15 protein-coding genes are annotated in these 14,682 nt (G+C 54.4%); 1 reads left to right on the top strand and 14 read right to left on the bottom strand.

Features of this window, described 5'->3' with window-relative positions:
• Nucleotides 1-15 precede the first annotated feature (15 nt).
• The 6 genes from rlmH to leuS form a co-directional block, all read right to left on the bottom strand.
• Nucleotides 16-486, bottom strand: a complete 471-nt coding sequence (gene rlmH / locus LH22_RS16420; RefSeq protein ID WP_038648318.1) for a 23S rRNA (pseudouridine(1915)-N(3))-methyltransferase RlmH — start codon at nt 484-486, stop codon at nt 16-18.
• Between the two features lie 3 nt (nt 487-489).
• A complete protein-coding gene (gene rsfS / locus LH22_RS16415) occupies nt 490-807 on the bottom strand; it encodes a ribosome silencing factor (protein WP_038648315.1) in 318 nt (105 codons plus the stop codon).
• A 91-nt stretch (nt 808-898) separates the two neighbouring features.
• The gene (gene nadD, locus LH22_RS16410) at nt 899-1,543 is read right to left on the bottom strand and encodes a nicotinate-nucleotide adenylyltransferase (protein WP_038648312.1); all 645 of its coding nucleotides are present in this window, start codon (nt 1,541-1,543) and stop codon (nt 899-901) included.
• Nucleotides 1,536-2,567, bottom strand: a complete 1,032-nt coding sequence (gene holA / locus LH22_RS16405; RefSeq protein WP_038648309.1) for a DNA polymerase III subunit delta — start codon at nt 2,565-2,567, stop codon at nt 1,536-1,538. Before holA ends, nadD begins: the two co-directional genes overlap by 8 nt.
• Nucleotides 2,564-3,163 (bottom strand): LPS assembly lipoprotein LptE, encoded by a 600-nt coding sequence (gene lptE / locus LH22_RS16400; protein WP_038648307.1) that lies wholly within the window; start codon nt 3,161-3,163, stop codon nt 2,564-2,566. Before lptE ends, holA begins: the two co-directional genes overlap by 4 nt.
• 14 nt (nt 3,164-3,177) lie before the next feature.
• Complete coding sequence (gene leuS / locus LH22_RS16395) at nt 3,178-5,760, bottom strand: leucine--tRNA ligase (RefSeq protein ID WP_038648304.1); 2,583 nt, start codon at nt 5,758-5,760, stop codon at nt 3,178-3,180.
• 343 nt (nt 5,761-6,103) lie between these two features.
• On the opposite strand from leuS, the gene LH22_RS16390 reads away from it, so the two are divergent.
• Nucleotides 6,104-6,586: a zinc ribbon-containing protein gene (locus tag LH22_RS16390; RefSeq protein WP_038648301.1), complete on the top strand. Its 483-nt coding sequence runs from the start codon at nt 6,104-6,106 to the stop codon at nt 6,584-6,586.
• 85 nt (nt 6,587-6,671) lie between these two features.
• Here the strand turns inward: LH22_RS16390 and LH22_RS16385 are convergent, their stop codons facing one another.
• The 8 genes from LH22_RS16385 to LH22_RS16350 all read right to left on the bottom strand — a co-directional run bounded on the left by LH22_RS16385 (nt 6,672) and on the right by LH22_RS16350 (nt 14,350).
• On the bottom strand, nt 6,672-7,397 hold the full coding sequence (locus LH22_RS16385; protein WP_038648298.1) for an amino acid ABC transporter ATP-binding protein: 726 nt from the start codon (nt 7,395-7,397) through the stop codon (nt 6,672-6,674).
• Complete coding sequence (gene gltK / locus LH22_RS16380; RefSeq protein ID WP_038648295.1) at nt 7,398-8,075, bottom strand: glutamate/aspartate ABC transporter permease GltK; 678 nt, start codon at nt 8,073-8,075, stop codon at nt 7,398-7,400. It abuts the gene before it with no gap.
• Nucleotides 8,075-8,815 carry an amino acid ABC transporter permease gene (locus LH22_RS16375; RefSeq protein ID WP_034829069.1) on the bottom strand — a complete coding sequence of 247 codons (741 nt, stop codon included), beginning with the start codon at nt 8,813-8,815 and terminating at the stop codon, nt 8,075-8,077. Before LH22_RS16375 ends, gltK begins: the two co-directional genes overlap by 1 nt.
• Before the next feature lie 161 nt (nt 8,816-8,976).
• Entirely contained in the window at nt 8,977-9,870 is an 894-nt protein-coding gene (locus LH22_RS16370) for a glutamate/aspartate ABC transporter substrate-binding protein (RefSeq protein WP_038648291.1), read from the bottom strand.
• A 439-nt stretch (nt 9,871-10,309) separates the two neighbouring features.
• Nucleotides 10,310-11,836, bottom strand: coding sequence for an apolipoprotein N-acyltransferase (gene lnt / locus LH22_RS16365; protein WP_038648288.1), 1,527 nt, complete (start codon nt 11,834-11,836; stop codon nt 10,310-10,312).
• Nucleotides 11,837-11,840: 4 nt separating this feature from the next.
• A complete protein-coding gene (gene corC, locus LH22_RS16360; RefSeq protein ID WP_034829075.1) occupies nt 11,841-12,722 on the bottom strand; it encodes a CNNM family magnesium/cobalt transport protein CorC in 882 nt (293 codons plus the stop codon).
• Nucleotides 12,723-12,806: 84 nt separating this feature from the next.
• Nucleotides 12,807-13,280 carry an rRNA maturation RNase YbeY gene (ybeY, locus tag LH22_RS16355; protein WP_034829084.1) on the bottom strand — a complete coding sequence of 158 codons (474 nt, stop codon included), beginning with the start codon at nt 13,278-13,280 and terminating at the stop codon, nt 12,807-12,809.
• Entirely contained in the window at nt 13,277-14,350 is a 1,074-nt protein-coding gene (locus LH22_RS16350) for a PhoH family protein (protein ID WP_038648284.1), read from the bottom strand. The genes ybeY and LH22_RS16350 overlap by 4 nt, the downstream gene beginning before the upstream one ends.
• Nucleotides 14,351-14,682: the final 332 nt, after the last annotated feature.

Below are 14,682 nucleotides of genomic sequence, written 5' to 3'. Positions count from 1 at the left end.
GAGGTTGTCAGGCGTTTATTCACGGTGATAAGGATGATTCGTGGTGATGCTCCAGGCACGATACAGGCTTTCGGCTACCAGCACACGCACCAGCGGGTGAGGCAACGTCAACGTGGACAGTGACCAGCTTTGCTCGGCAGCGGCTTTACAGGCCGGCGCCAGTCCTTCCGGGCCGCCAATCAACAAGCTGACATCGCGGCCATCTTGTTTCCAGCGCTCAAGCTGTTGCGCCAGCTGTGGGGTTTCCCACGGCTGCCCTGGAATATCCAGCGTGACGATGCGATTGCCTTTGCCGACGGCCGCTAACATCGCTTCACCCTCTTTTTCCAGGATACGCTTGATGTCCGCGTTCTTGCCGCGTTTACCCGCGGGCACTTCGGTCAGTTCAAACGGCATATCCTTGGGGAAGCGGCGCAGATACTCCATGAAACCGGTCTGAACCCAGTCAGGCATTTTGGTGCCGACGGCCACAAGCTGCAGTTTCAAGGCTTAGCTCCAGAGCTTTTCCAGCTCATACAGCTGGCGGCTCTCTTCCTGCATCACGTGTACGATCACTTCGCCAAGATCAACGACGACCCAATCAGCGGCAGCTTTACCGTCCACGCCCAGCGGTTTTAAACCCGCGGCACGGGATTCCTGAACCACGTGATCGGCGATCGAAACCACATGACGCGTCGACGTGCCGGTGCAGATGATCATGCAATCGGTGATGCTCGATTTGCCCTGAACATCCACAGCAATGATGTCCTGGCCTTTAATATCGTCAATCTTATCAATAACGAAATCTTGGAGTGCTTTACCTTGCAAAAGGTTCCCCTTAAAAACAGGTGATTACGAGAAGGCTGAATGCCCGGAAAACATAGCCTAAAATGAAGCGGCGCAGTATAGCACGCAACGATCAACCGCGATATAAGCCAGCGCGATCGATGTAGTCGATAATCGCATCGGGCAGCAGATCGGTGCAAGATTGACCCAGGTGACGACGCTGGCGTATTTCCGTGGCGGAGATGTCGAACAGCGGCGTATCAGCCAGCCAGATACGGCCTGCCGGTGCATGATGCAACTGTTCTGCGTGCTGTGCACGATGCGCATCCAGCCACTGCTGCATCTCAGAAGTTTCCATCTGCGTCGCATAGCCCGGTCGCTGGCACACCAACAGATGGCACAGAGAGAGGAGATCCTGCCAGCGATGCCATTTGGCTAACGTTAGCAGAGAATCTTGTCCGATGATAAACCCGAGGGGCTGTTCTGCGCCGCGTTCCGCACGGAGTGCTTCAAGCGTTGCGACCGTCCATGACGGCGTATCCCGTTCCAGCTCGCGCGTATCAATATCAAACAGGGGGCGGGTCGCAATCGCGCAGCGCAGCATTTCCACGCGCTGCCGGGCACTGGCTTCAGGCTGTGGCCGATGCGGTGGCACGTTGTTGGGCAGCAGCGTGACCTTTTTGAGCCCTACCTGTTGTGCCAGCGCTTCCACCGGGCGCAGGTGGCCAAAGTGGATAGGATCGAAGGTGCCGCCAAACAGCGCGTAAAGTTTAGACATCTGTAAAGCTTAGGGGAAAATCGCGGTGACACAGCAGCAGCGACAAGGTTTCAAGCTGCGGCCAGAGGTTTTGACCGTAATCCTGCTTCATGGTCAGCTCCAGTTCGGCGAGCAGATGCACAGCGCGTTGCAGACGACGTGCATCAAGGCGTTGCAGCGCATCGGTAAACAGCGCGCGGCGGTTCTGCCAGATGCGTTGTTGATCCATCAGCGCTCGCAGACCCTGTTTACCCTGATTGCGTTGCAAATGCAGCAGCGTCAATAAATCACGTTGCAAAGAACGCAGCAAAATCACCCCTTCAGCATCCTCTTTTTCCAGCTGATGCAGAATATGCAGGGCACGTTTGCTTTTTCCCGCCAGCAGGGCATCCACCCAGTGGAATGGGGTGAAGTGTGCTGCGTCATTCACCGCGTCCTCTACCCGGGGCAGAGTGAGCTTGCCATCCGGCCACAGCAGTGACAAGCGCTCCAGCGCCTGCGCCAGCGCCAGCAGGTTGCCTTCATAGCAGTAGCACAGCAGTTGAATCGCCGCGTCATCAACACTCAGCTTCATGGCTTTGGCGCGGCTCGCGACCCAGCGCGGCAGCTGCGCTTGTTCGGGCGTCTGACAGGGAACCAGCACGGCATGGGCGCTCAGCGCTTTAAACCAGGCGCTGTTTTCCTGCGCTTTGGTCAGTTTTGCCATGCGCAGCACCAGCAGGATATCGCTGTGCAGCAGGCTGGCGAGTTTGACCAGTTGCTCGGCCATCGCTGCATTGGCACCGTTTTCTGGCAGTTGCAGCGTTAAGGTCTGGCGTTGTGTGAACAGGCTGAGTGCCTGACAGCTGGCAAAGATCGCATCCCAGTCGGTTTGCGCATCAAGAGTGACACTGAAGTGTTCTTCAAAGCCTTGAGAAGAGGAGGCCGCGCGAATGGCGTCGGCACTTTCCTGAATCAGCAGCGGTTCATTGCCGGTCAGAAAATAACAGGCGCGCAGCCCCTCACGAAGCTGCGCGCTCAGTTGTTCAGGATAAATCCTGATCATTGCAGACTGGTTGCTGACGAAGAGGACACTTCTGGTGAATTCTCACCTGGTGCGATGACCTCCGGCTGTGGCAACGTGTCTTTGTTGCTTTCCTGCGCGGCATGAACCGTTAACAGTTTACGCACCAGTTGCTCGGCGGCACGCTGACGCATCTCCTGCACGATCATGTCTTGCTCGGCATCCTTCGCCAGTGCGGCATTCGGGTTGTCGAAGAAAGAACGGTACACGGTGGTGCTGATCGGGTAGATGCCTTTGCCCGGGATCAGAACCTGCGCGGTCACTGTCATCACTAGTGAATACTCAGCAGTGGTGCCGCTGATAAACACTGACGCGGTATCACGTCCCTGCACCTCTGCGCCTAAGCGCAGAGTCGGGTATTTGGCACTGGCCTGTTTGCTGTCATCAACAATGGTGACATCGTTGATACGCAGCTGTTGGCGCACGGTGCGCGCCATTGGGCCATACGGGTCGCCACTCTGGACGATCAGCGTTTTCATCTCGTTCGGCACCATGGTGGTGCCGCGCGGGTGAAAACCACAGCCTGCGGTGATCATCACCGCAAGCAGGACAAACAGCCTGATAATCAGTTGTCGCACAGTTCCTCCTGAACTTAACCTACGACCAGGTTAAGCAGTTTGCCAGGGACATAAATCACTTTACGAAGTGTGACGCCTTCCAGATATTTCGCCACAATGTGCTCCTGCGCAGCACGCGCCTGAACCTGCTCCTGCGTAGCATCCGGCGCAACGGTAATCTTGCCGCGCACTTTGCCATTCACCTGTACAACGACCAGCAGTGAATCTTCTACCATCGCGGATTCATCCGCAACCGGCCAGCTGGCTTCATCTACGTTACCTTCTCCACCCAGCGCCTGCCACAGCACATAGCTGGCGTGCGGCGTGAACGGATAGAGCAGACGAACGACCGCCACCAGCGCTTCCTGCATCAGTGCGCGATCCTGCTCGCTTTCCTGCGGGGCACGAGTCAGCTTGTTCATCAACTCCATGATGGCAGCGATAGCAGTGTTGAACGTCTGGCGACGACCCACGTCATCGGCCACCTTGGCGATGGTTTTGTGCAGATCGCGACGCAGCGCTTTCTGATCGTCGTTCAGTGCATTGAGGTCCAGCGCCACGGTGGCACCCTTCGCCACGTGTTCGTAGGCCAGTTTCCACACGCGCTTCAGGAAGCGGTTCGCACCTTCGACACCAGATTCCTGCCATTCCAGCGTCATTTCTGCTGGTGAAGCAAACATCATGAACAAACGCACGGTATCGGCACCGTAACGTTCAACCATCAGCTGTGGATCGATGCCGTTGTTTTTCGACTTGGACATCTTGCTCATGCCGGCATAAACCACTTCGCGGCCTGCGTTGTCGACAGCCTTAACAATACGACCTTTTTCATCGCGCTCAACGCTAACATCAACCGGAGAAACCCAGTTACGCTCGCCGCTCGCGCCGGTGTAATAGAACGCATCGGCCAGTACCATGCCCTGACACAGCAGACGTTTGGCTGGCTCATCAGAGTTCACCAGGCCCGCGTCACGCAGCAGCTTGTGGTAGAAGCGGAAGTACATCAGGTGCATGATGGCGTGTTCGATACCACCGACATACTGATCCACTGGCAGCCAGTAGTTCGCGGCGGCAGGATCCAGCATGCCTTCGTTGTAGTTGGCACAGGTGTAACGCGCGTAATACCAGGATGACTCCATAAAGGTGTCAAAGGTATCGGTTTCGCGCAGCGCTGGCTGGCCGTTAACCGTGGTTTTCGCCCACTCAGGATCGGCTTTGATCGGGCTGGTGATACCGTCCATCACCACATCTTCTGGCAGAATCACTGGCAGCTGATCTTCTGGCGTTGGCATCACCGTGCCGTCTTCCAGTGTCACCATTGGGATTGGCGCACCCCAGTAACGCTGACGGGACACACCCCAGTCGCGCAGACGATAGTTGACTTTACGCACGCCAACGCCTTTCGCCGCCAATGCATCAGCAATGGCGTTGAAGCCTGCCTGATGATCCAGACCGTTGAACTCACCCGAGTTGAACAGCGCGCCTTTATCGGTCATCGCCGCTTCGCTCAGGTCAGGCGTTGAACCATCCAGATTCAGGATCACTGGCTTGATGTTCAGGTTGTACTTGGTGGCGAACTCCCAGTCACGCTGGTCATGCCCTGGAACTGCCATGACTGCGCCGGTGCCGTATTCCATCAGGACAAAGTTAGCAACCCAGACCGGGATCTCTTCGCCCGTCAGCGGATGGATAGCAAACAGGCCGGTGGCCATGCCTTTCTTCTCCATCGTCGCCATATCCGCTTCAGCCACTTTTGTGGTGCTGCACTCGGCGATAAAATCAGACAACGCAGGGTTGCTGGCCGCAGCCTGGCGCGCCAGTGGGTGACCGGCTGCCACCGCAACGTAGGTCGCACCGAGGAAGGTGTCCGGACGTGTGGTGTAAACCGTTAATTTCTCTTCGCTGTACGCCACATCGAAAGTGATTTCCACGCCTTCAGAACGACCAATCCAGTTACGCTGCATGGTCTTGACCGTTTCAGGCCAGTCTTCCAGCTTATCCAGATCGTTGAGCAGCTCTTCCGCGTAAGCGGTGATTTTCACGAACCACTGAGGGATCTCTTTGCGCTCAACTTTGGTGTCACAGCGCCAGCAGCAGCCGTCGATAACCTGTTCGTTAGCCAGCACGGTTTGGTCATGTGGGCACCAGTTCACCGCTGAGGTCTTTTTGTAGACCATGCCTTTTTCATACAGCTTGGTGAAGAACCACTGTTCCCAGCGATAGTACTCTGGCTGGCAGGTCGCCAATTCACGGCTCCAGTCATAGCCAAAGCCCAGCAGTTTGAGCTGGTTCTTCATGTATTCGATGTTGTCATAAGTCCATGGTGCGGGCGCGGTGTTGTTTTTTACCGCAGCGCCTTCGGCTGGCAGACCAAATGCATCCCAGCCAATCGGCTGCAGGACATTTTTACCCAGCATGCGCTGATAGCGCGCAATCACATCGCCGATGGTGTAGTTACGCACGTGGCCCATGTGTAGGCGGCCAGAAGGATAGGGCAGCATAGAAAGGCAGTAGTATTTCTCTTTGCCTTCCTGCTCGGTCACTTTAAAGGTTTCGTTTTCGTCCCAGTGCTGTTGGACGCGGGATTCTATCTCTTCCGGGCGGTATTGCTCTTGCATGGCTGCCTGTGGTCCTTTATGAAAATCGTTAACCCTGAATAGTTCGCGTCACAGGAAGGCGGCAAAGGTGTGAATACACTCGCGCTTAACGAAGTAAGCGATGGCGTGAACACGTGCAGCCAACGCACCTGCGACTTGAAGTATGACGGGTTCGCATACATTTAGATCCGCATAGCATACCCATAAGGCTCTTCCTCAACAACATTTCACGCCCCGGCAGAGCGGATTTCTACTCATTGCGCCGCCGCTTTCACCCTTTTGCGATTTACTCCGCTTTCGTCACGGCAAATATGACAGAACAGCTAAACTTACTATCAGCTATTCCCGCGGAAAGGAGAACAAAATGAATAACGTGGCGCAGGAGTATCGTGCAACGATAGCGGCATTAACCCAGCGGCTGGAGCAGGGCGAGCGTGATGTTGATGCCCTGGTTGCTGAGGCACGGCAGGATTTATTAGCGAAAAAGACGCTGACCTCTTCTGAAGTGAATGAGGTGATGCGGGCAGTCAGGCGCGATCTACATGAGTTCGCGCTCAGCTATCAGGAATCTTCAGATGTGCTCGGTGACTCCGTATTTTTGCGCGTGATTCGCGAGAGCGTGTGGAAAGAACTGGCGGATATCACTGACAAAAGCCAGTTAGAGTGGCGCGAGGTGTTTCAGGATCTACGACATCACGGTGTTTATCAAAGCGGTGAAGTGGTGGGATTGGGCAACCTGGTGTGTGAGAAGTGCGGTTTTACCCGGGCGATCTATACACCGGAGAGCTTAACGCGCTGCCCGGAGTGTGGGCACGATCATTTCCAGCGTCAGCCTTTTGAACCTTAATGAGCAGAAAACCCTAAGATGAATCGCGCCGCTGCGTGCGTGATGGGAAATCACAGCCATGCAGCGGCGCGATGGATGGCGCTAATTAATGCAGGATCTTCGCGAGGAAGTCTTTTGCGCGGTCGGACTGCGGGTTATTAAAGAAGTCATCTTTGTTAGTGTCTTCGACAATTTTCCCTTCATCCATAAAGATCACGCGATTGGCCACTTTGCGCGCAAAGCCCATCTCGTGCGTCACCACCATCATGGTCATGCCTTCGTTCGCCAACTCCACCATGACGTCCAGCACTTCGTTGATCATCTCTGGGTCGAGCGCAGATGTCGGTTCGTCAAACAGCATCGCGATGGGGTCCATACACAGCGCACGGGCAATCGCCACACGCTGTTGCTGGCCGCCCGAGAGCTGTCCAGGGAACTTCTCCGCATGCGCAGCCAGACCAACACGCGTCAGCAGCTTGAGACCCTTCTCACGCGCAGCGGCTTTATCACGCTTTAACACTTTGACCTGCGCCAGCACCAGGTTATCGACAATGCTGAGGTGCGGGAACAGTTCGAAGTGCTGGAACACCATACCGACCTTGCTGCGCAGTTGCGCCAGGTTGGTTTTCTTGTTGTTCACTTCGGTACCGTTAACCTGAATGCTGCCTTCCTGCACCGGTTCCAGACCATTCACCGTTTTAATCAAGGTTGACTTACCTGAGCCGGACGGTCCACAGACCACCACTACTTCACCTTTTTTCACTTCGGTGGAGCAGTTGGTCAGCACCTGAAAGTGACCATACCACTTAGAAACATTTTTCAGGCTAATCATTTAAACCGTCCTCTTTCTTTTCAGATAGCTAACCAACAGCGAAGCGCTCAGGCTGATCACAAAATAGACCAGACCGGCAAACAGAACCATTTCAACCTGGGTACCGTCACGTTCGCCAATCGTCGAAGCGGTACGGAAGAAGTCAGCCAGGCTTAACACATACACTAGCGACGTATCCTGGAACAACACAATGCCCTGCGTCAGCAGCAGTGGCACCATGGCGCGGAACGCCTGCGGCAGGATGATCAATTTCATTGATTGCCAGTGCGTCATACCCAACGCCAGCGCAGCATTCGACTGTCCGCGTGAGATGCTCTGGATACCCGCACGGATGATTTCCGAATAGTAGGCCGCTTCAAACAGTGCAAAAGCGATCATGGCGGAAATCAGGCGAATGTCAGTTTTGGGGGAAAGTCCCAATACCTGTTGCAGTAATGCAGGCACCACCAGATAGAACCACAGCAGCACCATCACCAGCGGCACGGAGCGGAACAGGTTGACGTACAGCTTAGCGAACCAGCGAATCGGCGCGAACGGCGACAGACGCATCACGGCCAGAATCGTGCCCCAGATAATGCCGAACACCACGGCGACGGCGGTAATCTTGAAGGTGATGATCAAGCCATTCCACAAATAGGGCAGGCTGGGAGGAATCGAACTCCAGTCAAAATCGTACATTATTTGCCTCCCAGATTGCCGGGCAGGCGAATTTTACGTTCTACCAAACTCATAATCAGCATGATCACCAGGTTAATACCCACGTAAGCCAGGGTAATGGCGGTGAAGGATTCATAGGCGTGCGCCGAGTAGTCGAGCAACTTACCGGCCTGCGCCGCCATATCCACCAGACCAATGGTCGAAGCGATGGCCGAGTTTTTCACCAGGTTCAGCATTTCCGAGGTCATCGGCGGCACAATCACGCGATAGGCATTAGGCAGCAGCACGTAGCGATAAGTTTGCGGCAGCGTCAATCCCATCGCCAACCCTGCGTTTTTCTGACCGCGTGGCAGTGATTGAATCGCGGCACGGACCTGTTCGCAAACACGGGCAGCAGTGAACAAGCCGAGGCAAATGGTTGAGGAAACAAAGAACTGAATATTGGGGTCCAGTTCTGCTTTAAACCACATCCCCAGTTTTTCGCCAACCAGTTCTGGCGCCACCAGATACCAGAAGAAGAACTGGACGATCAGCGGGATATTACGAAACAGTTCCACGTAGCAGGTACCAATGGTCGACAGCAGTCGATTGGGCACGGTACGCAGAATGCCAAAGAAGGAACCTACCAGGAAGGCGATAATCCAGGCGCAGCAGGAAACCGCAACGGTAACCTGAAATCCGGACCACAGCCAGCCGAGGTAGGTCGTATTGCCGAACGGGGCCTGTTGTAAAAAGATGCCCCAGTTCCAATCGATACCCATAACGAGCTCCGGTAAAAAAAGGGTAGCGAGGCTACCCATAAGATTGTTGAGCGGTGTCTTGCGTCCTGCTTCAGGGGAACGACCTGTTGCAGTCTGTCTGTCCGCACCGCGTGTTCAGCAATCGAGAGGGCAGCCTAACTGCCCTTGTTTTCATTGTTAATTCAGAGTGCTTTGTCGTTTGGTGCTTTGAACAGTGCCTGCATGTCGGATGACAGCTCAAAGTTCATGTTCAGATTCTTCGGTGGAATCGGCTGTTTGAACCAGGTGTCGAACCACTTAGCGGCTTCACCCGAGGTCTGCGCTTTCGCGATGGTTTCATCCATCAGCTGTTTGAACTGCGGGTCTTCTTTACGCAGCATGCAGCCGTAAGCTTCTTTTGACTGTGGAGTGCCGGTAATTTCCCAGTTATCTGGTTTCTTCGCTTTGGCACGTTCACCCGCCAGCAGGGCATCATCCATCATAAAGGCCACGGCACGACCGGTTTCCAGCGTACGGAAAGAATCGCCATGGTCTTTGGCGCTGATGATGCGCATGTCCATTTTCTTCTCATCGTTCAGCTTGTGCAGCAGAACTTCAGAAGTGGTACCAGAGGTCACGACAACGGTTTTGCCTTTCAGGTCCGCGAAATCTTTGATGTCGCCACCTTTCTTCACCAGCAGACGCGTACCGATGATAAATACGGTATCGGAGAAGGCGGCTTGCTGCTGACGCTCCAGGTTATTGGTGGTAGAACCACATTCAAAATCGTAAGTGCCGTTCTGCAGTAGTGGGATACGGTTCTGAGAGGTGATCGGCAGCATTTTTACCTGAAGATCAGGCTTGTTCAGTTTGGCTTTGATCGCCGCTACGATGGCGTTTGAGTAGTCTTGTGAATAGCCAACCACTTTTTGCTGGTTGTCGTAGTAAGAAAAGGGAACTGATGACTCACGATGCCCAACGACGATCACGCCGCTATCATTAATTTTTTTCAGGGTGCCGGTGAGATCTTCCGCCTGGGCCGCTCCCGCTGCTGCTCCCAACAGCAGAAGAGATAATGCCACTTTGCGTGTCTGCATGTTCCTACTCCTTTGAATGGATGTCGCGCAGAACATAAACTGCGCAGATTGTGATGTTGTGTGTATTTCGTGCTGCTTTTTTAGTTATCCCTTAGCGCAACTGCGCGCAGGATAGTGATTAACATAGCGAATTGTTAACGCAATGAAACAAAAAAGTTTGTTTTTTGCGAGCCGCTCCGCACCATTAAGAGGCAATGAAAAGCCATTGCGCCGTTTCGGTGCGTGTCAGTGCCAAATAATAGTGCGTGAACATGGCATTACGCTGACAAAACGCTGATGTTGATAAAATCACTGAAATAATTAGCAATGATCGTGCCAGCACGGTGAAATGCGCGAAAAAGCCAGCAGAGAATCTGGTAAAGCGTAGCCGATGGGAGCGGAAAACAGCGCAAAAAAAAGGCGAAGTGAGCACTTCGCCTGTCAGAATGTGATCGGAGTGTCAGTGGCGGCGACGAATAATCGCCAGGACGATGCCGATCAACGTCAGAATCCATACCGGCCAGATGCCTGCTTTGGCATAAGGGGTTTCACCGGTGGTGGGTGTGACCCTGGCTTCCAGCACGTCACGCGTGAACTGCGGGATCTCTTTTTCAACCTCGCCGTTGGCATTCACTACCGCGGTGACACCGTTATTGGTGGATCGCAACAGCGGACGGCCCAGTTCCAGTGCACGCATACGCGCCATCTGGAAGTGCTGCCATGGGCCGATGGAGTGACCGAACCAGGCATCGTTAGACACCGTCAGCAGGAAATTGGTATTAGGGCGGAAGTTAGCGCGCACCTGCTCGCCCAACACAATCTCGTAGCAGATGGCGCTGGTGAGGTCATAACCCGCCACCTTCAACTGCGGCTGCACATAGGCGCCACGGCTGAACGACGACATTGGCAGATCGAAGAACGGCGCCAGCGGACGCAGCAAGTCTTCAAGCGGCACAAACTCCCCGAACGGCACCAGATGGTTTTTCTGATAACGGTTATGGCTTTGGTAGCTATAAGGTTGCTCGCCGCCCAGCACAATCACGGAGTTGTAATCGTGGTAGCGGTTATCCCCTTCAACGCGTGAATCGACAATCCCGGTAATTAACGCGCTGCCGCGCTCGCGCAGTTCTGCGTCCAGCGCTTTGAGGAACGGCTGCTGATTGCTTTCCAGGTCGGTAATCGCCGATTCAGGCCAGATAATGATGGGCGCTTTGCCCATATAAGGCTGGCTGTAAGAGGTGTACACGCGCAACGTATTCAACAACTGCTGCGGATCCCACTTCATCGACTGTGGAATGTTGCCTTGTACCATCGCCACATCCACGCTGCGTTCCGGCAACGGCTGATACCATTGCAACATGCGCAGTGGCCATGGCAGCAGCAACAATACTGCGGCGGCCACCAGGCTCTTCACCGTGCGATGATAAAGCGCATGCACCAGCAGACCGGCGATCATCATTAACAGGAAAGTGATGGTTTCGACGCCTGCCAGCGGCGCAAGGCCTTTGAGCGGACCGTCGATCTGGCTATAGCCGAACTGCAGCCACGGGAATCCGGTCAGAATCCAGCCACGCAGAAATTCGCTGATTTGCCACAATGCCGGTGCAGCTAACACCAGACGCCACAAGGTCGCGCGGGGCCACAGGCGATTAAGTACCGCCGCAAACAGCATCGGATAGATGGCGAGATATGCGGCCAGCAATATCACCAGGAAGACGTTAACCGGGCCGGGCATACCGCCGAAGGTGGCGATGCTGACGTAAACCCAATTAATGCCACTGCCGAACAGACCAAAGCCCCAGACGAAGCCAATCGCGGCGGCTTGTGGGCTACGGCGATCCAGTAGCAGCAACTGCAGTCCCGCCAGGGAAACTAATGCGGCAGGCCAAAAATCGTAAGGGGAAAAGGAAAGGGTGCCAACGGCACCCGTAATCAAAGCCAGCAGCAGGCGAACCCGCTGCTGCGAGTATAGAGAGGCTAAAGCCATAAAATTATTCGTCTTCCAGTTGCGGTTGTGGAGAGTCTTCCGGAATTTTCACATGCACCTGGATGATACGGCGGCTGTCGGCCATCGCGACTTTGAATTGGTAACCATCAATGTCGATGCTCTCACCGCGCGCGGGAAGGTGGCCGAATCCCTGCATCACCAGACCGCCAATGGTATCCACTTCATCATCACTGAAGCTGGTACCAAATACCTCGTTAAAATCCTCGATAGGCGCAAGCGCACGTACGGTATAGGTATGGCGGTTTAACTGACGGATATCACGATCTTCTTCATCGTCATATTCATCTTCAATTTCACCGACAATCAATTCGAGGATATCTTCAATCGTGACCAGCCCGGAAACGCCACCGAATTCGTCAATGACGATCGCCATATGATAGCGCTGGGAACGGAACTCTTTCAGCATGCGGTCGACACGCTTACTTTCAGGCACGACAACGGCGGTGCGCAGCACTTTCTCAATGCTGAAAGGTTCAGACGCGCTGCTCATAAACGGCAGCAGGTCTTTGGCCATCAAAATGCCTTCGACGTGGTCTTTATCTTCGCTGATCACCGGGAAGCGTGAGTGGGCGGAATCAATAATGACCGCGAGACACTCTTCAAGGCTTTGGTTGCGTTTAAGGGTGATCATCTGGGAGCGCGGGATCATGATGTCACGCACACGCTGTTCGGCAATATCCAGAACCCCTTCGAGCATGTCGCGGGTGTCCTGATCGATCAGCTCTTTTTGCTCAGAATCGCGGATCAGTCCCAGTAGCTCATCACGGTTTTTAGGTTCACCGTGAAAAAGTTGGTTAATTAACAGGGAGAAAAATCCCTTTTTACTACTGGGTGCGTCGCTGTTTTGAGAATGGTCGTCGCTCATGGCGTTTTTATTTCGTTCTCTCTGGTGAGGGAAAGGAACTGCTGGCATCCGCGCCAGCAGCGCAATAACCTGAACCTAAGGGGATCAGGCGTCTTCTTTCTCCGAAATGTACGGGTCAGGATAACCAAGAGCAAGCATTATCTCGGTCTCCAGCGCCTCCATTTCTTCGGCTTCTTCGTCTTCAATATGGTCATAGCCCAGCAGATGTAGCGTACCGTGGACCACCATATGAGCCCAGTGGGCTTCAACGGTTTTGCCTTGTTCTTCCGCTTCTTGCTCAACAACCTGACGACAAATAATCAGGTCGCCCAGCAGTGGCAACTCAATCCCGGGTGGCGCTTCAAACGGGAAAGAGAGCACGTTGGTCGGCTTATCCTTACCGCGATAAGTCAGATTAAGCTCATGACTCTCCGCTTCATCCACCAGACGGATGGTGACTTCACTTTCCGGCTGGAAAGGCGTAACGGCAGCTTCGAGCCAGCGCTGGAAAGCAGGTTCGGCTGGCAGGCCATTTTCATCGGCACAGGCCAACTGTAAATCTAAAATCACCGCGCTCATGAAGGCTCCTGCGGGCTGGATGGGGCGGCAAGTTGAGACGCCAGCGCTTCACGCTTGCGCTCTTCTGCCAGTTTGTCACGGCGTTTCTGATCGGCTTCTTCCCACGCTTCATAAGCATTCACGATGCGTGCGACAACCGGATGACGCACCACGTCTTCGCTGTGGAAAAAGTTAAAACTGATTTCATCGACTTCCGCCAAAACCTCAATGGCATGACGCAGGCCGGATTTGGTGCTGCGCGGCAGGTCAATCTGTGTGACGTCACCGGTGATCACCGCTTTGGAGTTGAAACCGATACGAGTCAGGAACATCTTCATCTGCTCGATGGTGGTGTTCTGACTCTCATCGAGAATCACAAAGGCGTCATTGAGTGTGCGGCCGCGCATGTAAGCGAGCGGGGCCACTTCAATGACATTGCGCTCCATCAGCTTCTCCACGCGCTCAAAGCCGAGCATTTCAAACAAGGCATCGTAGAGCGGACGCAGATAAGGATCGACTTTCTGGCTCAGGTCTCCCGGCAGGAAGCCCAGTTTCTCACCGGCCTCTACCGCAGGACGCGTCAACAGAATACGGCGAATTTCCTGACGTTCGAGGGCATCAACAGCAGCGGCCACCGCCAGATAGGTTTTACCGGTACCGGCTGGACCCACACCGAAGGTGATGTCATGGTCGAGGATATTCGCCACGTACTGTGCCTGGTTTGGCGTACGAGGTTTAATCACACCGCGCTTGGTTTTGATGTGTATCGCCTTACCAAACTCCGGCACGCTTTCGGCGGTTTGCTCCAGTACACGGCTCTCTTTGATCGCCAGATGCACCTGGTCCGGTTCAATATCCGGGATTTGACCACGCACAGGTGCGGTGCTCACGTACAGGTCACGCAGAATGTTGATGGCCGCGTCGACGCTGAGCGATCGGCCCACCAGTTTGAAATGGTTGTCCCGGCGGTTGATTTCGACACCGAGGCGTTTTTCCAGCTGCTTCACATTGTCATCAAACGGACCGCACAGGCTCATCAGTCGGCGGTTATCAGCCGGTTCAAGGGCGATTTCACGAGTTTCGATATTCAAATGAATCCTTTGGGTCACTCAGGGCCAGTTGAAGAAGGTGTATCCAATGCTTCATTACAGACATAAGCATCTATACCCGTCATATTTCAAGGTGCAGGTGCGTTGGCTGCACTCATTCACCCCAGTCACTTACCGGAGTAAGCTCCAGGGGATTCATTCCCTTGCCGCCTTCCTGAACCTTGAATGATTTAGGGTATATACGGAATTATTTATGGGGCAATGCCCGGCTGCAAGTTGCAAAAGCGATATTTGGGCGTTGCAGGTGGAATGCAAGGGGCACGGGATGAAACGGGCGGCAGCATCTTGTGCACTGCCGCGCAAAGCGTGGGATA

Source organism: Pantoea rwandensis, assembly GCF_000759475.1.
GTDB lineage: Bacteria > Pseudomonadota > Gammaproteobacteria > Enterobacterales > Enterobacteriaceae > Pantoea > Pantoea rwandensis_B.
Note: the sequence above shows the minus strand (reverse complement) of the source record. Positions and strands in the feature narration are given on the sequence as shown.

Bases quoted from the DNA above. Each gene is read 5' to 3' on its own strand.
- lnt (WP_038648288.1), bottom strand. From the start codon at position 11,836: ATGGCTTTAGCCTCTCTATACTCGCAGCAGCGGGTTCGCCTGCTGCTG.
- LH22_RS16370 (WP_038648291.1), bottom strand. From the start codon at position 9,870: ATGCAGACACGCAAAGTGGCATTATCTCTTCTGCTGTTGGGAGCAGCA.
- holA (WP_038648309.1), bottom strand. From the start codon at position 2,567: ATGATCAGGATTTATCCTGAACAACTGAGCGCGCAGCTTCGTGAGGGG.
- LH22_RS16390 (WP_038648301.1), top strand. From the start codon at position 6,104: ATGAATAACGTGGCGCAGGAGTATCGTGCAACGATAGCGGCATTAACC.
- leuS (WP_038648304.1), bottom strand. From the start codon at position 5,760: ATGCAAGAGCAATACCGCCCGGAAGAGATAGAATCCCGCGTCCAACAG.
- ybeY (WP_034829084.1), bottom strand. From the start codon at position 13,280: ATGAGCGCGGTGATTTTAGATTTACAGTTGGCCTGTGCCGATGAAAAT.
- nadD (WP_038648312.1), bottom strand. From the start codon at position 1,543: ATGTCTAAACTTTACGCGCTGTTTGGCGGCACCTTCGATCCTATCCAC.
- LH22_RS16385 (WP_038648298.1), bottom strand. From the start codon at position 7,397: ATGATTAGCCTGAAAAATGTTTCTAAGTGGTATGGTCACTTTCAGGTG.
- LH22_RS16375 (WP_034829069.1), bottom strand. From the start codon at position 8,815: ATGGGTATCGATTGGAACTGGGGCATCTTTTTACAACAGGCCCCGTTC.
- gltK (WP_038648295.1), bottom strand. From the start codon at position 8,075: ATGTACGATTTTGACTGGAGTTCGATTCCTCCCAGCCTGCCCTATTTG.
- corC (WP_034829075.1), bottom strand. From the start codon at position 12,722: ATGAGCGACGACCATTCTCAAAACAGCGACGCACCCAGTAGTAAAAAG.